The organism is Streptomyces sp. NPDC007896 (assembly GCF_042959425.1).
Taxonomy (GTDB): Bacteria; Actinomycetota; Actinomycetes; order Streptomycetales; family Streptomycetaceae; genus Streptomyces.
Window position 1 is genome coordinate 49,703 of record NZ_JBIBKX010000015.1, and the last position, 26,251, is coordinate 75,953.

At 72.7% G+C, this 26,251-nt stretch carries 15 protein-coding genes and 1 pseudogene; 4 read left to right on the forward strand and 12 right to left on the reverse strand.

Features of this window, described 5'->3' with window-relative positions; genetic code table 11:
* Positions 1 to 152: 152 nt before the first annotated feature.
* Positions 153 to 740: a hypothetical protein gene (locus ACFZDJ_RS38495; protein ID WP_391066069.1), complete on the forward strand. Its 588-nt coding sequence runs from the start codon at positions 153 to 155 to the stop codon at positions 738 to 740.
* Between the two features lie 14 nt (positions 741 to 754).
* Here the strand turns inward: ACFZDJ_RS38495 and ACFZDJ_RS38500 are convergent, their stop codons facing one another.
* The 9 genes and pseudogenes from ACFZDJ_RS38500 to ACFZDJ_RS38540 all read right to left on the reverse strand — a co-directional run.
* Positions 755 to 2,503, reverse strand: a complete 1,749-nt coding sequence (locus ACFZDJ_RS38500) for a hypothetical protein (RefSeq protein ID WP_391066072.1) — start codon at positions 2,501 to 2,503, stop codon at positions 755 to 757.
* Positions 2,500 to 6,231, reverse strand: coding sequence for a DUF5682 family protein (locus ACFZDJ_RS38505; protein WP_391066075.1), 3,732 nt, complete (start codon positions 6,229 to 6,231; stop codon positions 2,500 to 2,502). Before ACFZDJ_RS38505 ends, ACFZDJ_RS38500 begins: the two co-directional genes overlap by 4 nt.
* On the reverse strand, positions 6,218 to 7,456 hold the full coding sequence (locus ACFZDJ_RS38510; protein WP_391066077.1) for an AAA family ATPase: 1,239 nt from the start codon (positions 7,454 to 7,456) through the stop codon (positions 6,218 to 6,220). The genes ACFZDJ_RS38505 and ACFZDJ_RS38510 overlap by 14 nt, the downstream gene beginning before the upstream one ends.
* A complete protein-coding gene (locus ACFZDJ_RS38515; protein WP_391066080.1) occupies positions 7,453 to 12,354 on the reverse strand; it encodes a hypothetical protein in 4,902 nt (1,633 codons plus the stop codon). The genes ACFZDJ_RS38510 and ACFZDJ_RS38515 overlap by 4 nt, the downstream gene beginning before the upstream one ends.
* On the reverse strand, positions 12,351 to 13,232 hold the full coding sequence (locus ACFZDJ_RS38520; protein WP_391066083.1) for a DUF4132 domain-containing protein: 882 nt from the start codon (positions 13,230 to 13,232) through the stop codon (positions 12,351 to 12,353). The genes ACFZDJ_RS38515 and ACFZDJ_RS38520 overlap by 4 nt, the downstream gene beginning before the upstream one ends.
* A gap of 106 nt (positions 13,233 to 13,338) precedes the next feature.
* Positions 13,339 to 15,366, reverse strand: coding sequence for a HEAT repeat domain-containing protein (locus ACFZDJ_RS38525; protein WP_391066086.1), 2,028 nt, complete (start codon positions 15,364 to 15,366; stop codon positions 13,339 to 13,341).
* A gap of 167 nt (positions 15,367 to 15,533) precedes the next feature.
* Complete coding sequence (locus ACFZDJ_RS38530) at positions 15,534 to 16,109, reverse strand: TerD family protein (protein WP_075025505.1); 576 nt, start codon at positions 16,107 to 16,109, stop codon at positions 15,534 to 15,536.
* Positions 16,110 to 16,231: 122 nt separating this feature from the next.
* Positions 16,232 to 16,912: a response regulator gene (locus ACFZDJ_RS38535; RefSeq protein ID WP_391066089.1), complete on the reverse strand. Its 681-nt coding sequence runs from the start codon at positions 16,910 to 16,912 to the stop codon at positions 16,232 to 16,234.
* Positions 16,912 to 17,553, reverse strand: a pseudogene (locus ACFZDJ_RS38540) (sensor histidine kinase); the annotation flags it as partial. The pseudogene ACFZDJ_RS38540 and the gene ACFZDJ_RS38535, both read right to left, overlap by 1 nt.
* A gap of 1 nt (position 17,554) precedes the next feature.
* Here ACFZDJ_RS38540 and ACFZDJ_RS38545 point away from each other — a divergent pair.
* Together ACFZDJ_RS38545 and tatA are read left to right on the forward strand one after the other, a co-directional pair.
* The gene (locus ACFZDJ_RS38545; protein ID WP_391066092.1) at positions 17,555 to 18,085 is read left to right on the forward strand and encodes an FtsX-like permease family protein; all 531 of its coding nucleotides are present in this window, start codon (positions 17,555 to 17,557) and stop codon (positions 18,083 to 18,085) included.
* A 188-nt stretch (positions 18,086 to 18,273) separates the two neighbouring features.
* Entirely contained in the window at positions 18,274 to 18,552 is a 279-nt protein-coding gene (gene tatA, locus ACFZDJ_RS38550) for a Sec-independent protein translocase subunit TatA (RefSeq protein ID WP_168489669.1), read from the forward strand.
* 63 nt (positions 18,553 to 18,615) lie between these two features.
* Here tatA and ACFZDJ_RS38555 read toward each other — a convergent pair whose 3' ends face one another.
* The 3 genes from ACFZDJ_RS38555 to ACFZDJ_RS38565 all read right to left on the reverse strand — a co-directional run bounded on the left by ACFZDJ_RS38555 (position 18,616) and on the right by ACFZDJ_RS38565 (position 23,159).
* On the reverse strand, positions 18,616 to 19,650 hold the full coding sequence (locus ACFZDJ_RS38555) for a sporulation protein (protein WP_391066096.1): 1,035 nt from the start codon (positions 19,648 to 19,650) through the stop codon (positions 18,616 to 18,618).
* Between the two features lie 128 nt (positions 19,651 to 19,778).
* Positions 19,779 to 21,137, reverse strand: coding sequence for a histidine-type phosphatase (locus ACFZDJ_RS38560; RefSeq protein WP_391066099.1), 1,359 nt, complete (start codon positions 21,135 to 21,137; stop codon positions 19,779 to 19,781).
* Between the two features lie 138 nt (positions 21,138 to 21,275).
* Positions 21,276 to 23,159, reverse strand: coding sequence for a phosphatidylglycerol lysyltransferase domain-containing protein (locus ACFZDJ_RS38565; protein WP_391066102.1), 1,884 nt, complete (start codon positions 23,157 to 23,159; stop codon positions 21,276 to 21,278).
* A gap of 568 nt (positions 23,160 to 23,727) precedes the next feature.
* Between ACFZDJ_RS38565 and efeU the strand changes: the two genes are divergently transcribed.
* Positions 23,728 to 26,103 (forward strand): iron uptake transporter permease EfeU, encoded by a 2,376-nt coding sequence (gene efeU, locus ACFZDJ_RS38570; protein WP_391066105.1) that lies wholly within the window; start codon positions 23,728 to 23,730, stop codon positions 26,101 to 26,103.
* Positions 26,104 to 26,251 lie beyond the last annotated feature (148 nt).

Below are 26,251 nucleotides of genomic sequence, written 5' to 3' on the forward strand. Positions count from 1 at the left end.
ACGTCTCGTCCCGGCCGACGCGCCCACGGGCGAGGGACGGCCGGATTCCTGGAACGCACGGGTCGTGGGACTCGTTGTGAGCATCGGAGGGACCGATCCCGTATGGGAGGGCGATGTGGCATGTCCGTGCGGTCGTGAGGAGGATGCCATCGATGGCGGCATTCCGTGGTCCGAAGGCTCCGAAGGTGTGGCTGTGGCGATGGCGGCGCAATCCGCTGCGGCGTCGCAGTGACGCGCTGGAGGCCTGGATCGTGCTCGTCGCCTGGGTGCTCACCGCGCTCGGCGGGGTGCTCACCGGTCTGCTGGCGACGCAGTCCGTGGAGAACGGCCTGGCCAGGCAGCGGGCCGAGTGGCACTCCGTTCTGGCGCTGCTCAACGACGACGTGCCGAAGTCGACCGCGTCGGCGAACGACGCCGACATGGTCTGGGCGAAGGTCCACTGGACCGCGGCGGACGGCTCGCGGCACGCCGGCCAGGCCCGGGTGTCCGTCGGCAGCCCCGCGGGCACCCCGGTGACCGTATGGACGGACGCCGACGGCCGCCTCGTCACCAAGCCCCCCACGCCCTCCCAGGCCCAACTGCGCGCCGCGCTGGTGGGCGTCCTGGTGGGGGTGAGTGTCGCGGGTGTGCCGTTCATCGGCGGACGGCTGGTACGCGGACGCATGGAACGGCGGCGCATGGCGCAGTGGGACGAGGACTGGCAACGGGTCGGGCCCCTGTGGGGGCGGAAGACGGGCTGAGGAGACCCCCGGGGTCAGGCCGGATCGTGGTCCCCCTCCGGTGCCCAGGCGGCCGTGAGGAGGGATGCCGTGGCGGCCGAGGCGTATGTGGACGACGCGAGCCAGGCACGGGCGTACGCCTCCGGGTCGGCCGGCCGCAGTCGGCCCAGCGCGTCATGGCGCCGGTCCGACGCGGTGTCCACCAGGGCCCGCGCGCACGCGGCCCCCGTGGCCAGACCCACCGCGGCGAGCCGACGGGGGAGTTCGTCGTCGGCCACGGCGGCGGTGACGGCGCGCCCACCCGCGACCGCGCGGTCCACGGCCCGCCGCAGGAGGTCGAGTTCCGTGGGAAGCGCGGGCGCGGGGGTGGACGGGATGACGGCACTCCCCGTCCTGGGTAGGTGGGTGCGGTTGAGGCGGCGCAGGCCGAGGTCCGCGCGGATCGGGTCACCGTCCGCACCCTGCCAGGCCGCGGCGAGGGCGCGTACACCGCTCGGCCGGTCCGCCGCGAGCCGCGCGACGAGGCGCACGGACAGACCGTGGGCCCCCGCCAGAAGCCGGAGGTTCTCGACGTAGGGGAGTCCGGGACGCTCGTCCGGCGCCAGGAGGCGCACCGTGGGACCGCCGTCCACGGCGAACCCTCCGCCGGTGATCGTCCCGGTGAGAAAGAGCAGGTCACCACCCGCGTCCCGCTCCTCGGCGGGCTCCGCCGACCACCTCAGCGCGACGGCCACCTGGTCGGCCGGGGAACGCCGCCAGAGCGTGTCGAGCGGCTCCTCGTGCCAACGGGCCCCCGACGCCTGTACGGAACGGACCGCGCCGCCACCGCCGATCCGCCCGTCCGGCGAGACGGTCGGGTCGGTGAGGATCGCCCCGCCGTGGTCGCCCAGTTCCCGCAGGGTGAGGGCGCTGCCGCCGGGGACCGCGGAGCCCGCGGCCTGCCGAGCACGGTCGGCGTCGCCCGGCGCCACGTCGGACAGCGAGCGGAGCCGACCGTCCTGCGCGAGGGCGTACGTGACCGCCCCGGCATACCCCGAAGCGGTCACCACCGGCTCGGTGAACAGACCGCGCAGCCGCAGCGAACCGTTCGCCACATAGGCCCGACGTGCGGTGCCGATCAGATCCAGGTCCGGTGCGCGGCCCAGCCCGTCGGCGACGGTCAGCAACTCCGCCAGCTCCGAGGCCAGTTCGGGCAGCCGGAACGCGGGGTCCCCGGTGCCCGCCTCGGAGAGCCGTCGTGCCACCCGGACGGCCGCGGCCGCGGCACGGTGGAGTCCGGCGACGCGCGCCGAGTGGGCGGCATGGAGGAGCGTGGCGCGGTGCACGGCACCGGAGCCGGTCACTCCGGCTGCCAGTACGGCGGTCGCGGCCGCCTGGAGGGTGTGCACCGCAGCGGACTGCGGGGGAGTGAGGCGGAGGGACCCGGTCTCCGGAGGGACAGGCGTGGAGTCGTCGGCGTCCGACGGAACGACAGCCGCCGTTTCAGGGCCGTCCGTCTCCTCCGCCAGCGGTGCCAGCGTCAGGACCGCCGCGCGATGCAGACACGCGGGCGCGAGCAGACAGCTGCACACGGCGTCTTCGGCGGATGCCACCACCCCGGCCGTGGTGGTGAGGGTGACCGTCGTCGCGTCGTCGACCCGCACCACGACCGTCGCGTCCGTAGCGGCGACAGGCCAGTTCGCCGCCTTGGCCGCGGCCGAGTCGGCTCGTTTGCGCAGACGGGTCGGGAGCGACTCCAGTGCGGCGGCCGCCACTTCGGCCGTCACCGGGGGAAGCGTGGTCATCGGTGCGTACCTCCCATGCGTTCGCCCACCCAGCGGGCGAGTTCCAGCGGACTGAGGGCCGCCACCGGCATGCCCGCGGCCACCAGCTGCCCCGCCACACCGGTCGAGTAGCGTGGTCTGCCGGCGTCGTCCAGCGAGGCGCAGCCGAGGACATGGCAGCCCGAGTCGACGAGTGCCCGCACCTCGGACAGCAGCGGGCCCACCGGACCCCCCTCCTCGAAGTCGCTGATCAGCACGACCAGCGTGCGGGAGGGAACCGTCACCAGTGAGCGCGCGTGCCGCAGGCCCCGGGCGATGCTCGTCCCGCCGCCGACGCGCACCTCGAGAAGCAGCCCGAGGGGATCGTCCACCTGGTCGGTGAGGTCCATGACCTCCGTCGAGAACGCCACGAAGTGCGTGCTCAGCGCCGGGACCCCGGCGACCACGGACGCGGTGAGCGCCGCCCAGATCGTCGATGCCTCCATGGACCCGGACACATCGACGACCAGCACGAGCCGCCAGTCCGCCGCCTTGCGGGCCCGGGTACGGAACACCGGCCGCTCGGGCAGCACCGTCACCGCTCCCGTCGCCGGATCGCGGCGCGCCGTCGCGAGATTCGCGCGCACGGTGCGGGCGAGATCCAGGGGACCGCCCGGTCTGCGGGTGGGCCGCGGATGCGCGAGACCGGCGAGGGCGGGCCGCAGTCTGTGGGCGAGGGCGTCCGTGAGCTCCTTGACCAGCCGGGCCACCAGCGGACGAAGCCGCGCGAGTTGCCGCTCGGGCATGCCTCCCGCGTACGAGAGGACCGTCCGCAGGAGCTCGACCGAGGGGCGGGCCGAGGCGGGGTCGAGTTCCTGCAGGGCGTCGACACGTCCGGCGTCGGCGGCCGCGGCCAGCACCTCTTCCCGTACCCCGGGTCCGAAGAGCGCCGCGAGCTCCTCGGACCAGCTCCGCACATCCGGGAACGACGCCTCGCTCCCGCCGCCGGCACCGGCCTCGCCGGGCTCTGCGACCCCCTCGCCGCGCCCGCTCCCGTACAACTCGTCGAGTGCGCGCGCGATCCGGCCGGGCCGCCCCGTCAACTGCCGCGCCCTGCCCAGCAGGAGCCGCCAGCGCTCGCCGGGGCCGAGACTGTTGGGCACGGCAACACTGTCGGGCACCTCAGGGCTGCTGGGTATGGCGGGGCTATCGGATACGGCGGGGCTATCGGATACAGCAGGGCTCTTGGGCACGGCGGGGCTATCGGATACAGCAGGGCTCTTGGGCACGGCGGGGTTGTCGCGAGGGGTCTGATGCGAGGTCGGAGACGGCTCCGTGCCCAAGGGGTCCAACCCCGCCGTCGCCAACGCAGTCCGCCCCGCCAGATCCGCCGCCGCCATCCGGGCCAGGAACCCCGGCTCCGCCACCGCGTCCGGCAACTCGCCCACCGCGCGGCCGGTGCGGTCCTCGACCGCGGCGAGCATCCGGGACCGGGCCGCCGGCGCCAGGACGTCGAAGCCGGCGCGCAGGGCCGGCAGACGGTCGAGGAAGGCCCGGTCGGTGAGGGACTCGACGCGCTCCAAGAGCGGGTCCACGGCCTCGCCCGTCTCGAGCAGCGGACCGGCGGCGAGCAGTGTGCCGCGCAGGAACGCGGCGAGGTCGGAACGGAGTTCGGGAGTCACCGCACCGTCGACACGGGAGGCCAGCCGGGTGCCGAAGTCCGTCGCCTCCCGCAGCCGCAGCAGCACCCGGGCGGCTCCCGCGGCGCCGCGGATCAGCGGCGTACCGTCCTCGTCCAAACGGGCGAGGGCGTCCGCGAGCCGGAGCCCGCCGCCCGCGCCGTCCACCCGGGTGGCGAGGTCCACCAGAGCGCGGGCGTCGGCGGTGTCGGTGGAACCGGTCAGCCCGTCGAGCGCGCGGACACCGGCGGCGCCCAGCTCCTCGTACGCCGCCTCGATCCGCTCCTTCTCCCAAGGGGCGGGCAGCCCCGGCACATGCCCCGCGCCGATCCGGCTCAACAGGTCGAGCCCGCCGAGGAGCTCGGGCAGGGAGCCGGACGCAGGCAGCAGTTCGGCGACTTCCGCGAGGCGCTCCGAGGCGAGCCCCGGGAGGGCACAGCGGGCCGCGTCCTCGAGCCCGGCGAGCACCTGGGCCGCGGCCGGACCGCCGTCGCGCCGCTCCGCCGCCCGTCGCCGCGCCAGTACGCCGCCGGCCGCCTGCTCCAGCGTCACTCCGTGAACGCCGGTCACATCCAGCATCGCAGCGGTCGAGGGCGTCCAGGTCACCGTCCACCGTGTGGTCAGCGCGGCGCCGTCACCGACCCCCGTGACGCCGGCCTCCTCACCGTAGGGAACACGGCAGACCGCCATCCTGCGCAGACAGATCTCGCGCCGGCGGTCGAGCTCGGACCGCAGCGCGTCGAGCCGCAGCTCACGACGGGCGGGAGCGGTGGGGGACGGCAGTGAGAGTTCCGCGAGGAGGCCCTCGACCGCCGGGCCGAGCCCGGAGCGTGGCGTGCCGGGGGCGAGCCTCCCCCGCCGGTCACCGACGAGCACCCGCTCCATGGCCGCGGCCACCACCCGCCCCCGACCCAGCAACTGGCCCTGCGTGAGCACCGTCTGCACCGCCTCGACCAGCTCCCCGCGGCCCGCGGCGGGCAGCCCGCGCAGCGTGGCCAGGTCCCGCGCCACCCGCACCACCTCCCGGGCGTCCGCGGGGCCACTGGGATGCCCCGTCTCGCGGACGGCGGCGCAGATCCGTACGGCCGTCGCCGTCAGCAACTCGTCCAGCCGCCCCGACTCCCCGGCCGCCCGGAACACCCCCCGCTGCCACTCCGGATCACGGATGCCGGCCGGATACCCCGACCGCTCGTCGAGCAGCGGGTACGAGTAGGGCACGAGGGAGGTGATGACCGAGGGGACGCCCTCCGCGGGAGCGGCACTTGAACCCACCGGACCGACACCCGAACCCACCGGACCGACACCCGAACCCGCCAGACCGGCACCCGAACCCAACGGACCAACACCCGAACCCACCGGACCGGAACCAGCCCGCAGCAGCGCCGGCGCGTGAAACGCCCCGATCACCGCCGCCGTACGCCGCCCCGAGTACTCGGCCAGCCGTCCCCGCATATGGGCCTCGCGCCGCAGGTCGTACGGGTCCACGGCGTCCTCTCCCGTGTCCGCCCGCAACGCCCAGCCGACGAGCAGCGCGGCGCGCCGCAACTCCTCTGCCCCGGCGCCCGGCGCGCCCGACTCCACCAGCCGGGCCCACAGGTCGTCCTCCGTCCGGCCCCCTGCGCGCTCTCGCAGGGCGGCCGCCAACCGCCCACGGCCGCCGCCCGCACCTCCCGCGCCCGGCTCCTCCGTCACCACCCGCGCCCGCTCGTCCGCGTCCCGCGCGGCCAGCGGCAGGTCGAACGGCACGACCGGCACTCCCGCCCCCCTCGCCCACCGAATCGCCGCCAGCTCCGGGGAGAACTCGGCGAAGGGCAGAAAGACCACCCCGCCGTGCTCCCGGCTCCCCGCCAGCGCCACCGGTGGCACCGTCGCCGGATCCCCCAGGTGTTCCAGCCACGGCGCGAACTCCTCCGGAAGCTCGATGAGGAGCACCTCCGGCGCCGCCGCCGACAGCATCCCCGGCACGCCCGCCGCGAGCGCGGGCGAATGGTGCCGCACGCCGATCAGGAACGGCTCCCGACACTCGGCCAGCGCCTCCAGAGCCGCCTCGGGCGACGCCGCCGAGTCGGCCGCAGTCTCACACGAGGTCATCGCGCAGCTCCCACAGCGTCCGCCACAGCGCGGCGCCCTGCTCCGCGCGCCGCCGCACCGGACCGTCCCAGTAGCCCAGCAGCCGTGCGTGATCGGCCGGGTCGTCCTTGCGCACCGTGCCGAGCAGATGGCCGGGCAGAGTGCGCACGACATCCCTGCCGTCCCCGAGATACGCGGCGCCCAGGCCCATCGACGTGGCGACCTGCACCGCCTCCGCCGTCGACATCACCGTGGTGGGCCGTTCGACCTCCCAGCCCTCCGCGCTGCGGCCCGAGCGCAGATCCCGGAAGGCCGTGACCAATGCCTCCAGCACCGCGTCGTCCACGGAGAAACGGGCACCCGAGCGGGCGAGCGCCGCCGTGGCCTGGCCACGGACCAGCTCCGTCTCCGCGTCGAGGTCGTCGATCGGTCCGACGGTCTCGAAGTTGAAGCGGCGCTTGAGGGCGGCCGACATCTCGGAGACACCGCGGTCACGGAGGTTGGCCGTCGCGATCAGCGTGAACCCCGGCACGGCGTGCACCGTGCCGTCCCCGTCCGAGCCACCGGCCAACTCCGGTATGGCGATGCGCCGTTCGGACAGCAGGGACACCAGGGCGTCCTGCACCTCGGGCAGACAGCGTGTGACCTCCTCGATCCGGGCGACGGCTCCCCGGGTCATCGCCGTGAGCACGGGTGAGGGCACCATGGCCGCGCGGCTCGGCCCCGCGGCGAGCAGCATTGCGTAGTTCCAGCCGTATTTGAGCTGGTCCTCCGTGGTGCCCGCGGTGCCCTGCACGGTGAGCGCGCTGGTGCCGCACACGGCGGCGGCCAGCAGTTCGGAGAGCATCGACTTGGCGGTGCCGGGCTCGCCGACCAGCAGGAGACCCCGCTCGCCCGCGAGCGTCACCACACACCGCTCGACGAGTCCCCGCTCGCCCACGAACTTCCGTGACACGACGAGCCGGCGCCCGTCCGCGCCGCTCAGCGTCTCGCCCTGCGAACCGCACACGAACGTCACCACGGCACGCGGGGTCAGGTGCCAGCCCGGCGGTCGCGGCCCCTCGTCGTACGCCGTGAGAAACGCCAACTCCTCCGCGTATCGGTCCTCGGGCAGCTGGATCTGCCGCGCGCCCGTCCCGCTCGACACGCCCGTTACACCGGTTACGCCCACCGCTTCTGTCACGTCCGTCCTGCTCGTCGCACCCGCTGCCGTCACCCCACTCGCCGTGGTCTGTCCGTCGCTCATGCCCTGCCTCCGCTCCGGCCGCCCCGGCCACCTCTGCCGCCCCGGCCACCGCGCCCGGCGAACTCCTCGAACCCGGGCGCGTCACCCTCGACGACCCTCCGCCAGGCCCGCGCGAACAACTCCGGCACCGGGCGGTCCGGCACCACGAAACCGTGGGTCGTCTCCGGCAGCAGCGGGGTCTTCCAGCTCTCGACGGGCAACCGCGGCGCCTTGTGTTCCAGCCAGCCGCCGGGCAGGAACTGCGCTCGACCGGCCCGGGACCGCTTCGCCTCCACCACCAGCCCGGCGGCGGCCAGTTCGGCTCGGGCCCGCTTCAGCCGCGCGGGCTTCCAGCCGGTCCAGGCCGCCTGGTTGCGGTCCGTAGGGTCCGGGAGCGCGAGCAGCATCAGATAGAGCCCGGCCGCGTCTTCGGAGAGTCCGCACCTCTGCGCCGCCTCGGCCACCAGCTCCGGCACGCTGTGGGCCGGGTGCTGTGCGGCTCCGGGAGGGCCGTCCGCCGTGATCAGGGCGGTGAACTCCTCGCTCAACAGCGCGCGCAGCGACTGCAGTTGCCCGCTGTCCCGGCTCAGCCCCGCGAGCAGTTTCAGGGCCGGGTGATCGGGTCCGCCCTCTTCGCCCGCCTGCGCCAGCACGGCCGACGGCCGCAGCCATACGGTGTCCCACTCCGAGCGGTGCCGCATCGGCGCCAGCACGATCGCCGGGCCCGCCCGCAGCAGGCCATCCTCGTCCCCGCCCCCCTGGGCGGGCAGCCCGAACGTCTCCCGTACCCGGGTCGACACCGTGTAGCCGTCATGCCCCCAGGTCACCCCGAGGTCGAGCAGCAGCCCGGGGTCGGTGAGGCGCTCACGGAGCATGCGCAGGGTCTCGGGCAGCGTCGCGCGCAGCGGATCGCCGTACGGCAGCCGATAGGCGAGCCAGCGCAGCATGCTGACGTACGCGGCAAGGGTGGATCCGGTGAACAGGGCCCCAGCGTCCAGCGGTTCGAGTCCGTTGCCCCGCATCCGCTGCTCGGTGCGACCGGTCAGCTCGGGGCGCGCCTGGGGGTTCAGGACGGCGTCGAGCATCCGGCCCGGACCGATCTCGCTCACCATCCGCGCGATCAGCTCGGGCGGCGCCGCTCGCCGCTGCCCCCGCCGCTCGATCCAGATCCGTACGACGGGCTCCAGGTCGAAGCCGTCGGTCCACAGCCGCTCCATGTGTCCGGGATCCGTGGGGAGCAGCGCGGCGGTGAACAACTGCCGTTCCTGGACGGAGAGTTCACCGAGGGCGCTCCGGGCGGCCTGTGCCTCCGAGCTCTTCGCGCCCAGCGGCTGAAGCTGCTCCGCGGGCAGGAGCCCGTCCTTGCCGTACGAGTTGAGCCCGGGCAGCCCGAGGAGCAGCAGCGCTCCGGCCACCGCGCTCACCCCCACCCGCTCGGCGAACTCCTTTGCCTGCTCCGGCCGGTAGGGCAGCGGTCCCCGCTCCCTCACGAGTGCCACCAACCGCCGTACGGCGGGCGCCAGGGCCTCGTCTTCGGACGTGCCCCGGATCTCGGACTCGACGAGGGCGAAGCCCTCCCAGGGGCCGAACTCGCCCGCAGGGTCGTACTCGACGGCGTTCCAGTACGCGTCGTCCGCGTCGACCTCCTGACAGGACAGGATCAGCAGCCGCCGGTCGCCCGAGGCCAGTACTTCCCCGACGCGCTCCGGCCGCTCCGACCGGGAGGCCTTGAGCTGTACGACCCGCAGTCGTCCGCGGGGATCGACGAGCACGCCGTCGCCGACCGACAGGACGACGTCGAGGAATTCCAGCAGCCCGGCGCGCTGCTCATCCGGCGTGGTGGGCGCGGCGGCGCGCAGGGCGGCCGCCGCCGTGCCGGGACCGGTCAGCGAGAGCCACGCGACTCCGGTGCCGACGAACGGGAACTTCGCGGGCGCTGTGTCCGGGGTCAACAGCTCGCGCAGCGCGGTGAGTTGGTCGACGGCGGTAGTGGCGTGCTGTTCGTTGCCGTAGTAACCGTAGAAGTGTCCGGGAGCGGTGAGCTCCCGCAGCGCCTCGCGCAGGACGTGGTCGTACGCGTGCCGGACTTCCTCCTCCTTGTCCTGGGGCGCGGCGACCGGCCGCTCGGCCCGTTCGGCGAGCGTGGCGATCCGCTTGGCACAGCGGGCCGTCTCCTCGACCAATCCGGCCACCCCGAGCGCGAGCCGCTCGTCGGTGACGGCGGGCAGCAGCCGGGCCACGGCCTCCCGCGGGCTCTCGCCGTTCCGGACGGCGGCCAGCAGGGCGGTGGCGTCCGCGTCGGTCACGGCCCGCAGCGCGGCCGAGCCGTGCTCGTCGCGTGGGCGCAGGGCGTGCCAGTACCACAGCGGCGGCAGGAAGCGGGTGCCCGCCGCGTGTGAGCTGCCGCGGTCGCCCAGTTGGACGCGGGCCACCGACAGACCGTCCCTGTCGCACAGATCGACGATCGTAGGGTTCCAGCCCGCCTGCACGGGGTGCAGAGCGGCTCCGCCCGGCAGGCGCAGGGGCGGGGCCGGAACGCCCTCGGTGGTCGCCGGACTACGGCTTCCGTCGACCGAACAGGCCGTCCAGGCACCGGAGTTCTGGTCGCGCGTCACCCACCAACCGAGGAGCCCGTCCTTGCTGCCGAACGGTGAGCCCTCCAGACCCGGCTGGACCGGCAGCAGCCGGCAGTCCGACTGTGCGAGGACGACGCCCGGGCGGGCGCCGGCGAGCGCCGAGTCGAAGAACGCAGGCACCGACGCCCGGCCGCGCTTGGCGGTGGCGGGGTCGTACTCGTGCCAGTGGTTCTCGTGCAGCACCCAGTACGAGATGCCGTCCGAGGCGATCTCGCGGCGCTGCTCGGCGAACGCGGTGTCCCCGGCGTGCACAGGCCGGCCGCCGAAGCAGCGGCCGCCGTCGGGCAGCGCGAGCGATACCGAGTGGTCGCCGTACCAGCCGCCCGGCAAGCCCGTCGGTTTGAACACGTCGGCGGGGCGTCCGGACCAGACGGCCCGCTGCTCGTTCCCGTACCCGGACGCGATGAGCCACTGGCCGTCCACATGACGCACCGTCGGCTCGCCGTACTGGCGTCCCTGGGACGGCAGGGTGAGCGTGCGCGTGTCGAGCAGGGCGTCGGGGCCGGCCAGTGCGACCTGGGTCCCGACACGGACGATCAGCGCGGGCCAGGCGTCCGCGTACTGGTACGACCCGCCGTGCTGGTGCGGCCACGGGTGTTGTCCGCTCGTCGGCGGGGCGACCTTGCCGAGGGTGTCCAGGGCCTCTTCCAGGGCGGGCCAGCCCAGTTCGTCGAAGAGGCCCGTGCGCAGGGTGCGGCCCAGGACCGGTGCGGGATCGAAGCCGACGATCCGCCGGACGGCCTCCGGTGCCGTCGCCAGTGCGGCGGGTGCCGAGAAGCGGGAGACCTTGGTCAGCAGCTCTTTGAGCCCCGGCAGGCCGACCGGCTCGGCCAGTTCGTCGGCACGGTCCCGGAGCCAGCCCGCCACGGCCGTGCGCAGCGTCGGATGGTCCGCGAGCCGCCGCACACGTGGCGAAGGCCCGGACCCCGGTCCGTCCCCGATCGACAGGCTCTCCACCGCCCTGCGCAACAGGGGAGCGAAGCGCGGGTCGGTGGTGACCGCGGCCAGGTCCCGGCGGCCCGGGCGCTCGTCGTCCGTCCAGTAGCGCAGTTCCAGGCCTTCGGTCCCCGGTGAGGGGTCGGCGACCGGCACACCCGCCGCCAGGGCGGTGTCCAGCAGGTCGAGATCCACATAGGAGTTCCAGCCCCGCTCGCGCAGCAGCCGCACCGGCTTGCCGTCGGCGATCAGCCGGGGCGCCAGTCGCTCCACCAGGGCGAGTTCCTCGACGAGCCGCTTGCGCTGCCGCCAGCCACGCTGACGGTGCCGGTCCCAGGAGCTCAGCCAGTCGGCCGCGTCGACCGTGCCGTCGAGCAGCAGACCGATCGCCCCGCAGGCGTCGAGCAGCGCCAGCCACGCCGCGTCGAACTCCTCACGCTGATCACCGCCCGTGGACGGCATCAGCGTCAACAACCGCTCCCGTACCGCCGGATCCTCGTGCGCCAGCTCCGCCAGAGCGGGCAGCGCGGACTTCCAGAAGCTCCCGGCCGCCCGGTTCATGGCCCCCGAGGGGAGGATCTCGGCGAGCAGCGCACGCTCCTCGGCACGCGGATCGAGCCCCGCCCCCTTCGCCAGCCGCCGCAGATCCTCCAGCATGCCCGCATAGGGAGCGATCCCGGCCGCGCAGCGCTGCGACGACAGTGTCCTGAACTGCTCGTACGCGGCTGCCCCCGACAGTCGTGCCGCCAGCCCCTTGGCGTGGTCGCGCAGCGCCTTGCCGCTCAGCGCGCCCGCCCCGGCGAACTCCAGGAACACCTCCCGCAGCCGGTCCTCGTCCACCTCGAGGGCGTGCCGCTGCTCGGCCGCCCGGGCCTTGCCGAAGAACGACGCGGCGTGCTGGCGCGACTCCGCCGCCAGGAACAACCGGGCCACCTGCTCGTAGTACGTCGGCAGGAAGTGCGGCACCGAGCGGTCCAGCCGGGTGCCGATCTCGTCGAAGCCGTCCTTGGCGTGGCCCGGCTTGCTCGACACCATCCGGGTGAGCCGCTCCATCTCCTTGACCACGGCGAGCGCATGGTGCCCGTTCACCGGGTCGTTGACCAGCGCCCAGGCGGGGAAGCCCAGCGACTGGCGCCTCACCCGGCCCACCGGCGCCGAGTCGGCTGTGCCGAAGCCCAGGTACTCCAGGGCGAGGTCCTCGGCGGGCCCGATGGCCTCGGGCACCAGCCGCACCACCGTGCGCCCCTCCAGTACGGGATGCCCGTACGTCCGCGCCGTCAGCACATCGCCGGCACCCTCGCCCAGCGGCAGTACCGCTCCCGACTCCAGCAGCTGATCCCCGCTCACAGCTCCCCCTCCTCGTCCTCGCCGTTCACCACGCGCCCCGCGTACACCAAAGCCGCCATCCGAACCCCCTCCGACCAGGCCACCTGCCCCACCTCACGCAGTGGCAGCCGGCGCCCGCCCGCGGCCCGCCACTCCAGGCCGCCGGTACGGGTCTCGGACTCCGGGTAGTCGGCGCCGATCCAGTAGGCCGCCTCCACCGCGACCCCGTTCTCGATCAGCGGGCACACCGCGTATCCGCCGCGCACCCGATAGCCGTACGAACCCGCCCGCGCGGTCGCGTGCCGCAGTTCCTCGAACTTCCCGCCCGCGTAGGCGCTCCACTCGAAGGCGGCGCCGTCCCTCTCGTCCGGCCGCGGCCAGACCTCCCGGAACAACTGGCCCGCGCCCTGCTCGACACCGAGCTCCGCCGCGAACTCCCGCAGCTCCTCCAGGTCTTCGAGGAGCACCGGATGCGGTATCACCACCGTCCGCGCGGCGAGCCGGACCGAGTCGCCGTCCAGGTCGACCACGCCGAGGCCCTGCTCCGGATCCGCGTCCCGCAGGAATCCGGCGCGCTCCAGCGCGACCGTGCCGTCCGCGTCCACCGGCGCCACCACCAGATCCCGCAGCGCCCCCTGCCAGGCGGCATCGGGCCACACCCGGGCCAGCAGGTCCGTCGGCACGGGCAGGGAGCGGACGATCCAGGTGTCCACCTGGGAGCGGCACTCCTGCTCATGCCGCTCCAGCCACTCGGCCAACTGCCGCAGCCGGACGACCTCCACGTCGTCCCGCAGCTTCGCGGGCACCTGCTTCAGCGTGCGCCCCGCCGCGTTGCGGCACCGCACCTGTGCGCCGTCCAACGTGACGGCGTACCCACCGGATGTCTCGATCCAACCCATGACAGGACCCCTCCCGAACCCACCTGCAGGCGATGGTGATCACAGTAGGGGAGGGGTCTGACAATGCCCCGATGAGCTGTGCTCAAGCCGCTTTGAGCTGCGGTTTCTACGCGGCGTCCAGGGCGGCGCGGCAGGCACGCAGCAGCTGTTCGTCCTCGCCGATGTTGTCGCTCCCGTATGTGCCGGCCCGCGCCTGGTGCCGCCGTGGCGTGGCGAGTTCCGTACGCAGCAGATCGTGGGTGGGCGTGCCCGCCGGCCCCATCCGGGTCAGACAGTCGGCGAGGAGGGTGCGGGTGTGCGCGTTCTGCTCCCAGGCGGAGCGCAGCGCCGGGAGGACCGGCCCTGGATCCCCGGCGATGTCCCACAGGGCGCCCGCGGCGCTCGCGCGCAGCCACACCTTCCCGGAGTCGGCCATGCCGCGCAGTGCGGGCAGGGCGGGTCGGGCCGCGGGCCCCAGTCGGCCCAGGGCCTCGGCCGCGTTGCGAGCGTGGAGCTGCCCCGCCACCAATTCCCTTCGCAACGTCGGCAGTACGGCCTCCGCGTCGCCCTCCAGGAACCAGAGCGCACCGGCCGCCGCCACCGCGCACTCCCCGTCCAGCAGCTCGCGCAGGGCCGGTATCGCCTCCCGCGCGTCGGGGCCGCATCTGCCCAGCGCGTCGGCGATCGCCCGCACGAGCCACTCCCGGCTCCGCAGCCCCTCCGGCGCTCCGTGCAGCAGCCGCAGCATCTCCGGTACTGCCGGCGCGTGTCCCAGCCTGCCGAGCGCGAACAGCAGCGGCACCGCACGGTCGTAGGTGTCGAGTGCGTCGAGGGGGACCTCGCCGAGCCGCTCGCGCAGCAGTGGAGCGAGCGGGGCCGCTGCCGGGCCCAAATGCTGGACTTCGTAACCGACTTCGGGGGGTACGACCGGGCCGTGCAACACCTCGGCGAGCGCCGCGACCGCGCGCGGATCGCCGGCTCTGGCCAGCGCCTTGAGCGGGGCGCCGAGGGCCGGTGTGCCGTGCTCCCACTGGCGTACTCGGTGCTCGGGGCCGACCGCCACCAGGGCGGCCAGGTGGTCGGCGGCCGGAGCGGCCAGACCGAAGAGGGACTCCAGGACGCAGGACGCGGCATCGCGCAACCGCTGCTCCTCGGTGACGACCTGCTCGCCGATCAACGCGACCAGCTCTTCGTACGAGCCCCGCCATTCGCGGAAGAGCCCTGCCGACAACCACACGGCATTGCACCGGTCGGCAGGTTCATCGCTGCTCAACTGCCCCTTGAGCAGGGCGATCCGGTCGGCGGTCCGGCTGCCGAGAGCGGTGTGCAGGGTCCGCAGGAGATGACCCCCCTCCTCGTCGGCGGGGCGCAGGCGTCGCAGGTGGCCGATGAGGGTGTCGGTGTCGGGCCGCTCGGGCTGGTCCGGTACTCGGGGCCGTCGTGATCTGGCCTGGAGCAGCGCGACGACGGTGGGCACGAGGTCGGCGGGCAGGCGGTCGGGTGCGCAGCCGGCGAGTTGGCCGAGGGCGGCGAGCCGCAGCCCGGGGTCGTGCGGAGCGGCAGCGAGTTCGACCAGGTACTCCACCGCGGGAGCGGCGGACGCGGTGTGCAGGCGTGCGAACAGTCCCAGGCCCTCGGCCAGGGCCGGCCGCACCTGTTCCTCCTCTTCCTCCTCGAGCCGTCCGGCCAACAGCCCCAGGACGCGCTCCGGTTGGTCGAGGAACCGCACGAGCGCCGTCGGTGCCGCCCGGCGCACCTGCGGGTCCCGGTCCGCGAGCAGGCCGACGAAGGCAGTGGCGCCCGACCGTATCGCCGTCCGGGCCATGGCGTGGTTGCCCTCGGCGCCGTCCCCGTCTTCGAGCGGACCGTCGTCGAAGGCGTCCCCACCGCCGATGCTGACGAGCAGTTCCACGACGCCGTCCCGGTCGCGGAGTTCCGAGTGCCCGACGAGTTCGAACAGGAACGGGATGCACGCGAGCGTCGAGTCGTAGACATCGCCCTGGTGGTGCACAGCCCCGTACATCCCGTCGAGCGCTCTCTCACGCTCCTCCGGGCAGGCGGAGGCCAGTCCCCGGAGCAACTCCGGGACGTCCTCGGCGCTTCCGTAGGCATGTTTCATCGAGGCCCAGCCGACCTCGTCCATCCCCGTGAACACGGCATCCTCCCCAGGCGTACGGCAACTCATCGTGAGTGTGCACCAAGGCACTGACAGTCACGTGTGCCTTTGGGGGCGTGTTCCTGCGACGGGGGTGGAACGGGCCCGCCGCCCGCGCCCAGCAGATGCGCATCGAGGCGCGGACGGCGGGGGACCGGTGGGAAGCGTCAGACTCCGACGCCGAAGTCGGAGGCGATCCCGGACAGACCCGAGGCGTACCCCTGGCCCACCGCGCGGAACTTCCACTCCGCGCCGTTGCGGTACAGCTCGCCGAAGATCATCGCGGTTTCGGACGCGGCGTCCTCCGACAGGTCGTAGCGCGCGAGTTCGGTGCCGCCGGCCTGGTTGACGACGCGGATGAACGCGTTGCGGACCTGGCCGAAGCTTTGTCCGCGCGCGTCGGCGTCATGGATCGAGACCGGGAACACGATCTTGGCGACCTCGGCCGGTACGCCGGCCAGGTTCACCTTGATGGACTCGTCGTCGCCCTCGCCCTCACCGGTCAGGTTGTCGCCGGTGTGCTCGACCGAACCGTCCGGGCTCTTCAGGTTGTTGTAGAAGACGAAGTGCTGGTCCGAGAGGACCTTGCCCGACTCGTCGACCAGCAGCGCGGACGCGTCGAGGTCGTAGTCGGTGCCCGTCGTGGTCCGCACGTCCCAGCCCAGACCGACGAGGACCGCGGTCAGGCCCGGCGCCTCCTTGCTGAGCGAGACATTGCCGCCTTTGGACAGGGAAACTCCCACGCTGCTCTCCTCCGTGCTGCCGTCGGCCGGGCGAGTGGACGCCCGGCACTGGATGGATCGACACCAAAAAACTACATCACTGTAGAAATAGAGCGGGAGTTGCCAGCCGAAAGTCGTCGGAGCTAGGTGCTGCTCGCCGCGGTGCCGGGCGTGACCAGGCCCGTTTCGTACGCCGTGACGACCGCCTGGACGCGGTCGCGCAGGCCGAGTTTGGCGAGGATGCGGGCCACATGGGTCTTGACCGTCGCCTCGGCCAGGTGGAGGTGGGCGGCGAGTTCGGTGTTGCTCAGACCCTGTGCGAGCAGACGCAGGACTTCGAGCTCGCGCGGGGTCAACGGGGCCAGGTCACGATGGAGCGTGGCCGTCTCGGGAGACCGGCGGGCATGACGTTCGACCAGGCGGCGGGTGATCGCCGGGGCCAGGAGGGCGTCACCGGAGCGGACCAGGCGGACGGCGGAGACCAGGTGTTCGGGGGTGACGTCCTTGAGGAGGAACCCGCTGGCCCCGGCGGACAGCGCCGCGTACACCAGGTCGTCGAGGTCGAAAGTCGTGAGGATGATCACGCGGGGCGGGTCGGTAGCGCCGGTCAGGATGCGGCGGGTGGCCTCCAGGCCGTCCAGTTCCGGCATCCGGATGTCCATCAGCACCACGTCGGGGTGGGTGCGGCGGACCGCCTCCACGGCTTCGGCACCGTCGGCCGCCTCCGCGACCACGTCGATGCCGTCGGCCATGAGGATCATCCGGAAGCCCGTACGGGCGAGGGTCTGGTCGTCGGCGACCACCACCCGAAGCGGTGACGTCATCACGCCTCCAGGGGGATCAGCGCGATGACACGGTAGCCGCCGGTCGGACGTCGTCCGGTGTCCAAGGTGCCTCCGTACACGGCCAGTCGCTCGCGCAGACCGAGCAGGCCGCGGCCGTTTCCGGAGGTCGTCGCGGACGCGTCCGGCGTGCCCCCGGTGTCCTTGACCTCGACGCGGAGACGGTCGGTGCCGTACTCGACCGTCACTGTCGCCCTGGCGCCGACCGCGTGCTTCACCGTGTTCGTCAACGCCTCCTGCACCACCCTGTACGCCGCCAGATCGACCCCCGACGGCAGCGCACGGGCCGGCCCCGCGATCGTCAGTTCCACGGGTACACCGGATTCGCGCACCCGTCCGACCAGGGACTCCAACCGGTCCAGGCCCGGCTGCGGCGCGAGATCCACCGCGGCGGCCGGTTCCGGGCCCTCGGCCGCCATTGTCAACAGCCCCATGGCGTGCCGCAGTTCGGCCATCGCCGCCCGGCCACCGGCCTCCACCGCGAGCAGGGCCTCGCGGGCCTGGTCGGGCGCGACGTCCATGACCTTGCGGGCGGCGCCGGCCTGGATGACCATCACGCTGACGTTGTGGGTGACGACATCGTGCAACTCGCGGGCGATGCGGGCTCGTTCATGCTCGGCGGCGGTGAAGGCCGGCACGGATGTGAGGGCCTACGCCCACCGACTGAACGCCGTACTGCGGCCGTTGGGCGTCACCGCCGAGACCGGTCGGGTCGGCAACAACAGTGGCACGGTCGCCGTGCTGAACTCCCTGACCGCGGTGCTCACGCTGATGCTCGTCGCGGTCGCCGGACTCGGTGTGCTCAACGGAGTCGTCCTCGACACCCGGGAACGGGTCCGCGACCTGGGCATCCACAAGGCCCTCGGAATGACGCCGCGGCAGACCGTCGTCATGGTCGTCACCTCGGTCGTCATGACCGGACTCGTCGGCGGCGGCGTCGCAGTGCCGCTCGGCGTCGCCCTGCACGGCTGGATCATGCCGGCCATGGGGCACAGCGCGGGGCTGAACCTGCCCGAGTCCGTCATCGCCGTCTACCGCACGCCCGAACTGATCCTGCTCGCCCTCGGTGGGCTGCTGATCGCCGTCCTGGGCGCGCTGCTGCCCGCGGGCTGGGCCGCCCGGACCCGCTGTGCCGTCGCCCTGCGCACGGAATAGCGGCGGAACATGTGCACGGAATAGCGGCGGAACAGGAGTGGAACAGGAACGGAAGGGGGACGGAAGGGAGAGCCGGGAGCCGCCCGATCCGAGCCCATGGTTGTACTGTTGCGCAAAGCGGCAATCTTCAAGTGGGTGACGGCCAGTGGTGCGCGCCCTCGACCGAAGCGAAGAAAGGCGGGCGCACGATGCTCCGCAACGGACTGGAACCCTGGCACCTGCTGATCGTGGCGATCGTGCTCATCGTGCTGTTCGGCTCGAAGAAGCTGCCGGACACCGCCCGTGCGCTGGGCAAGTCGATGCGCATCCTCAAGAGCGAGACCAAGGCGATGAAGGACGAGAACCCCGCGTCCGCCGCCACCGCCGAACAGGGCACCGCTCCGGTGACCCCCACGGCGATCATCAAGAACTCCGCCGAGCAGACCGCCCCACGCGCGACGACCGAGGCTCCGAGCGCCGCGCACTGAGCCCACGGGGTCCGTGTCCGGGGGCGGCGCACACCGCCTCCGGACACGGACACGCCTGAGGACTCAGTCCTCTTCGCCGCCTTCGTCGTCGTCGCCCTCGAAGAAGTCGCCCACCTCGTCGACGACTTCGGCCGCGACCAGCCCGCCGACCACTCCCACCGCGAGTCCCGCCGCGCCGGCCGCGACCGCGGTACCGACGCCGGGCCCGGAGCGGTGGCCCTCATGGCCCGGCTCATGGCCGGACCCATGGGCCGAGTGATGCCCGTACGCGCTTGCGGCGGCATACGGATCGGCGTGGCCGTACGTGGCGTGGGAGCCGTACGACGCCCGGTGTTCGACCAACTGTCTGATCCAGGCGTCGACTTCGCTGTTCCAGTCGCGGGCCCCGACATCGTGATGGCCCACCGTGAAGCGGGTGAGGGCGTCCTGCCCGGACTCGAAGAGCCCGCCGCGCTTGTCGGCCTCCAGGACGATCTCCATCCCGGCCGGGGTGGCGAGGAAGGTCAGCTCGATCTCGTTCACCACGTGCGCGTACTGCGGTGCGGGCGTCAGCTCGATCTCCTGGTAGAAGGGCAACTGCTGCCCCGTGCCCCCGATGTGGCCGTATTCGAGATCGGCGGACTTGAAGCCGAAGCCCAGCTGCCCCAGCGCCTCCAGGACCGCTTCCTGGACCGGCAGCGGACGCACCGCCAGCGGATCCAGATCACCCTTGTCCCTCGCACCGGCCACCGCGAGCTCGGTGCGCACGCCGAGGACGATGCCCAGCGGCTGCCCGTACAGCTCGCTGACCGGTGTCTCCCACGGCAGGGACACCCGGAAGGGAACGCTGTACCGCTCCTCCTCGGCGAGGCGGAAACCGCCGCCGACCGTGAACCGCTCGAAGACGACGGCGCCCTCGCTCTCCCCGTCCTCGTGCTCGGCCTCCACTCGGGCGATCAGATCGAGCCCGATGTGCTCGATCTCCACGTCCGCGCTGCCACCCTGGAGATGGACCTGCCCGGACAGGATCCCGCCGGGCGCCACCGCGCCGCCGTCGAGAACCGTGTCCACCGAGGGGCCGCCCGCACCCATCGCCCCGAGCAGCCGTTTGAACACCATGTCGGTGTGGCTCCTTCACTGATCGCGCTCATCGTTCCGATCCGGCTCGGAGCGAGCCCCGAACCGGTGTGATCAGAACTGACGGCATCGGTAAAGAAGTTCCCAAGTCACCTGGACGGAGGTATCTTTCACGACTTCGTGCGCCCGAAGCAGCGCTCCAGCTCGGCCAGGTCGTAGAACGCGCTGCCCTTCGCCACGGGCGCGCAGCCCGCCTTGAACGCGGTCTCCTTCTCGTTGTAGAGCATCCGCACCAGGTAGGTGTCGCCCTTGCGGAACACGTCCCACTGGATGTTCGCGGCCATCGGAGCCACCGAGCCGCCGCGCCAGGGGTTGTCCGCATAGGTGTACGGCTGAGTCGTCGTCACCGGCTTCGTGCTGCCCGGCAGCCGCATGAGAGCGGCGAGCGGGATGATCTCCTCGGCGTGGGTGAAACGCAGCTCCGCGCCGAGGTCGCTGGTTTTGTCGCGCTTGGCCTCGGCCTTCTTGAAGAAGTCGTCGAGCAGGACGTCCGCCATCTTGTACGTGATGTCGCTGTCCGCGAAGCCCGGCCCCTTCTCGTAGAAGTCCTCGGCGTCGCTGAGACAGGCGAACCAGGCGGCGTCGCGCGGGGCGAGGTAGCGCTCCAGGTGCCAGCTGCCCTCGTCGGCCATGGCCGGGGCGATGCTGTACAGGTTGTAGACCGCCTGGGCCGCGTCCACCTCGTTGCCGAGGGAGGCGAACTCCCCGGCCGAGATCCGCCGGACGAAGGCAGGGGTGAAGATCCTCTTCAGGATGTCGCGGGCCGCGCGGTGGGTGGCAGGCTGCTCGGTGATGCTCTTGAGGGTGGTGGCCAGCCGCTGGTCGTGGGCGATGTAGTCGCGGTAGGCGGCGCCGCCCGCGGACTTGTGGAAGTAGAGCAGGTCGGGGTCGGTGCGCGCCGGGCCGATGAGGGGACCGAGGGCCGGGTCGGCGTCGGCGAGGGCCGAGGCGAAGAGGGCGCCGCTGTCGACGGCGCGGCCCTGACCCGAGCTGACCACGTCGATCGGCTCGGAGTCCTTGGCGATCCGTGTGAACAGTCCGGGCAGCCGCTGAGCCATGCGGGCCGCCGTGCCCTGGATCTCCCGCTTGCCCCGGCCGCTGAGGTTGCCGTATCCGACCTTCTCCATCGCCGCCAGCAGCGAGCGCACCTGCGGGCCGAACTCCGCACCGGCGCGGGTGAGTTCACCTTCGCTCTCGGCCTTGTCCCACAGCTGGAGGATCAGTGCGCCGTCCTCGCCGCTCGTCGCCGCGCGTGAACCGTGCCGGGACACGTTCTCGGTGAACACCGGGACGAACCCCTTCGGTGCCCGCTGGTACGTACGGGCGTCCTGCTGCGGCGTGTACGGCGCCTTCGTCCCGTAACTGCCCGACGCCCCGCCCGCCGCCTGCGCCGGGAGCGGGGACACGAGGAGGACGGAGAGCGCGCAGAGGGTGAGGGCCAGGGCGGGGGCTGCCGCGATGCGTTTCATGAGGGCGTCGATTCGTCCGGGAGCGGGCTCGGTGATCGGCCGCATCGTTTCCGGACGACGTGAACGTCGGGTGGCTGTGACATGGCGGGCGCCGGGTGCGTGTGCCCCGGCGCCCGTACCTCGAACTGGCCCGAAGGGTTACCTGGTTGACGAGGCGTTGGCCGAAGAACCGCTCTGCTGGCCGGGGACCTGCACGCTTCCGTGCGGGGGTTGTGAGCGTTTTCCCGGCCTGCGCAGGAGTGGGCGGCGGCCGAGCGCGGGCAGGGCGGGCGGGGTGAGGAAGCCCTCCGCGCGGGCGGCGGCGATGCCGATGCGGGGGAGGTCGCTGCTCTTCTCGAACAGGAGGTAACGGGGTTCCCAGACGGGCCGGTACTTGGCGTTGGCCCGGTAGAGGGACTCGAGTTGCCACCAGCGGGAGAGGAACGTCAGCACCGCGCACCACAGACGCAGCACGGGTCCGGCCCCCAGCCGGGAGCCGCGCTCGAAGACGGAACGGAACATGGCGAAGTTCAGTGAGACCCGCTGCACCCCGATCTCCTCGGCGCGCAGCAGGAGTTCGATGACCATGAACTCCATGAGGCCGTTCTCGGAGTCGCGGTCCCGGCGCATCAGGTCGAGCGACAGCCCCTTGTCGCCCCACGGTACGAAGCTCAGTACGGCCCGTGGTTCGTCCTGGCTGTCGCGGCACTCCAGCATCACGCACCGGCCGTCGCCCGGGTCGCCGAGCCGGCCGAGCGCCATGGAGAACCCACGCTCGGTCTCGCCGTCCCGCCAGTGGTCCGCCTTGTCGATGAGGGTGGCCATGTCGGCCTCGGGGATGTCGCCGTGGCGGCGGATGTCGACGGTGTACCCGGCCCGGCGGATGCGGTTGTGCGCCTGGCGCACTCCGCGCATCGCGCGCCCTTCGAGAGTGAAGTCGGCGAGATCCACGATGGCTTCGTCGCCGAGTTCGAGGGCGTCGAGGCCGTGCCGGGCGTAGATGGTGCCGGCCTCCTCGCCGGCGCCCGTCACAGCAGGCGTCCAGGCGTGCCGTCGCGCCTCGTGCAGCCATGCCTCGATCGCGCCGGGCCAGGCCTCGGGGTCGCCGATCGGGTCGCCGGAGGCCAGGGTCACTCCGCCGACCACCCGGTAGGTGATCGCCGCCTTGCCGCTCGGGGACCACATGACGGCCTTGTCGCGGCGCAGCGCGAAGTAGCCCAGCGAGTCCCGTTCACCGTGCTTGGCGAGAAGGTCGCGCAGACGTCGCTCGTCGTCCTCGCCGAGGAGTTCCCGCCCGCGCGGCGCACGGAAGCAGGCGTAGAGCACGAGCAGGAAGGACGCCGCGATCAGGATGTTGACGATCACGTCCACCCAGCGGGGCGCGACCACCGTGTCGAGGCGGTCGGCGAGCGGGCCGACGCTGACCCCGCGCAGCAGCGTGTACGCGATCCGGTCGCTCAGCGGCGCCCCGGACACCTTGTTGGTGGCGCTCACCAGCAGTGTTCCGAGGGTGCCACTGACCAGGAAGCCACCGGCGCCGACGGCCAGCGCCAGCCGGGGGTTGGAGCGGTCCCCGACGGCCTGGAACTCCCTTCGCCCCACCAGCAGCGCGACGACGAAGAGCCCGGTGAACAGGGTCGAGAACCAGTTGAAGCCGTGCCGTCGGTACTGCTCCTGCGTGAGGGCCAGGACGTACAGCCCGAAGAGCGGTCCCGCCAGCAGCATGTTGAAGATCCACGCGGCCCGTTTGCGGCGCCGCATCACCAGAGCCAGGAACAGCGCCAGCGCGGCCGAGACCAGCCCGGCCGTGGCCAGGTACGGGGTGAAGAACTCACCTCCGTTGTGCTCGTGCACCTCTTCCCGGAACGGCAGGGACGTGACCGCCACCACGTTGAGCAGCGCGAGCAGCCGCAGGTACCAGACCGTGGCCGCGGCCGCCCGTGGTCGCAGCCGGGCGCCGATGGCCGACCGTCCGCTCGGGTTTGTCCGGCGCGACTTCGAGTTCCTCTGTTCCGGGACGAGTACTGGCTGTTGTGCAGACACCGTGGAGCATCACCTTGGGGAGAGGGCGGTGGGGGGAGAGCTGTGGGAGCGGGGGCGGGGAACTCTGTGTGTTCCCTGAGAAGGGCGGAGCGGGGAAACCCTACATGCTGTAAGGGAAAGGCGAGTTGTGGTCGCGGTGAGGATTGCCGCCGAGAGTCTTAACGAGCGGCGGTCAGCGGTGTTGCGGGGAAAGACTGCCTGGTCCCGGCGGTGTCGCGGGGTAAGGGGCTGGTAAGAATCGAAGCACGGACAGAATGTCCGTGGCGGAGGCGGGGCGCACGCCGACGGGCCGTCGCCGTGCGCCCCGCGAACCGACGCGGACGCCTGGGTTCTTGCCTTCCGCTCTCGCGTCACCGCAGCTCAGGGGTGTGATGCCCGCCTCGCGCGGCCCTCGCGCCGACTGATCGGCCGAACCGCCCTCGATGCGGCCGACCCGGGCCCGGTGTGCGGTCCGCGTCCGCTGTGTCGCGATTTGCGCGCTCTCTTGACCGTTAGTTAGGCATGCCTACACTAAGCCCCGCCCTTGGCCGTCCGGCCTGGTATTTGCTGCATCGGAGAGAGGCCCGAGGTGTGGGACGACGCGTTTCCCAGCTTTCTGATCGGTCTGCGTGAGGGGCTGGAAGCGGGACTGATCGTCTCGGTTCTGGTCGCTACGCTCGTACGGTCCGACCAGCGTGCCCGACTTCCCCATGTGTGGACCGGAGTTGCCGCCGCCATCGGGTTGTCGATGAGCTTCGGTGCGGTGCTGACGTTCACGGCGACGAACCTGCCCGGGAAGTCGCAGGAGGCGTTCGGCGGCACGCTCAGTCTGGTCGCGGTCGTGTTCGTCACCGCCATGGTGTTCTGGATGCGGCGCTCGGCCCGCACGTTCTCCGGCGAGATCAAGCAGAAGGTCACCGCCGCGCTGGGCATGGGCGCGGGCGTACTGATCGCCACGTCCTTCCTCGCCGTCGGCCGCGAGGGCCTGGAGACCGCGCTGTTCCTGTGGACCACCGCGCAGGCCGCGGGCAGTTCCTCGGGTCCGCTGGCCGGAGCGGCGGTCGGGCTGCTGATCGCGGCGGCGCTGTGCTGGGGCCTGTACCGGCGCGTCCTGCACATCAATCTCACGCGGTTCTTCAGCATCACCGGCGCCGTGCTCATCGTCATCGCCGCGGGCGTCCTCGGCTACGGCATGCGCGACCTCCAGGAAGCCACGGTGATCCCGGGCGGCACGTCGTACGCCTTCGATCTGTCGGCGCATCTCGACCCGGCCTCCTGGTACGTCACCGTCGTCCAGGGCACGCTCAACCTCACCCCGCAGATGACCTGGCTCCAGGTCGGCGTCTACGGCGCGTACCTGGCGATCGTGATGACGCTGTTCGTGCGCGGCGTCCGCGGGGCGACCCCGGCGAAGCCGGCGCCGGTGGCGTCCACCGACGCGCAGGCCGGGACGTCCAACGGCGCCGCGCCCGCGGGGGTCGCTGTCGCGACGGCCGAGGAGCCCGCCGGGTCGACGACCTCGGCGTCCGCGCCCGCCGTCGCGCGGGCGGCCGGGACGCCCGCCGACCCCGGCGCCGGGAGTGCCGTCGCGCCGACCGCCGTCGAGGCCGAGCGGTCCACCGCGCCCGCCTGCGCAGGCGAGCCCGTCTGCGACGGTGATGTCCCCTCCGCAGGTGAGGCCGCCTCCGAAGACGAGCCCGCCGCGGCAGGCGAGAAGTCCGACGAGCCTGCGGCCTCCGGCCCCGACCAGCCGTCCGCTCCCGCCGAGGGCGCCGCGGCCGCGCCGTCCACCCCCCGTCGCTTCCCCCGCTGGACGGTCCCCGCCGCTCTCGTCGCCGCGCCCGCGCTCATCGCGGGGATCACCATCGCCGCCAGCAGCGGAAAGCCCGCGTCCGGGACGCCCGTGGTCGAGGTGTCCGCGGCCGAGTGCGGCAAGGGCTTCACCGCGCCCAAGCCGGGTCGGCAGACCTTCCAGGTGCGCAACACCGGCTCCCGTACCTCCGAGATCTATCTGATCGACCCGGTCAGCAACGCCGTCTACGGCGAGGTCGAGGGCATCGCACCCGGCACCACCCGCGCCCTGATAGCCACCGTCGGGACGGGCTCGTACGCCTGGCGCTGTGTGCCCAACGGCGGCAAGGCCGTCACCTCGGCGGCCGTACGCGTCAGCGCGGGCGGCGGCTCGGTCCAGGCCGTACTGCCGGTCTCCGAGAAGGACCTCGCCGCACCGCTGGCCGCCTACCGGACGTACGTCGACCAGGGTCTGGCCGATCTGCAGACCAAGGCGCGCACCCTCCAGAGCGACCTCGACGCCGACAAGCTCGACCAGGCCCGCAAGGACTGGCTGCCCGCGCACACGCAGTACGCCTCGCTCGGCGCCGCCTACGGAACGTTCGCCGACTTCGACGCCAAGATCAACGGCCGTACGGCCGGACTCGCGGGCGGAGTCGAGGACCCGGCCTTCACCGGCTTCCACCGCATCGAGTACGGCCTGTGGCACGGCCAGTCCGCCGCCACCCTCGCGCCGTACGCCAAGCAACTCGCCGCCGATGTGGACGCCCTGCGCAAGGACTTCCCGAAGCAGGACTTCGACTCGGCCGACCTTCCGCTGCGCACCCACGAGATCCTCGAGAACACCCTGCACCGCGAACTGAGCGGCAACGCGGACTACGGCAGCGGCACCGAGCTCGCCACCACCGAGGCCAACCTCGACGGCACCCGCGAACTGCTCACCCTGCTCCGCCCGCTGATCGACAAGCGCAACGCCGAGGTGATCCCGGCCGTCGACACATGGATGCGGCGCACCGAGCAACTGGTGCTCGCCCAGCGGGCCGAGGACGGCACCTGGACGCCGCTGGACAAACTGTCCGACACCGACCGGCAGCGCCTCGACGGCTCGGTCGGCCAGTTGCTGGAGGAGCTCGCCCCGATCCCGGACCTCCTGGAGATCCGCAAGGCCGCCTGAGCGGCCGAAAGTCCGCCTGAGCGGCCGAAAGTCCGCCTGAGCAACCCCAGGGCCGCGTGAGCGGCCCAGCGGCGCCGACCCGAGACCGTCGGCCCACCCGCGCCGAACCACCGCCCCCGCAGTACCGGGACCATGTGCCCGCAGGAGA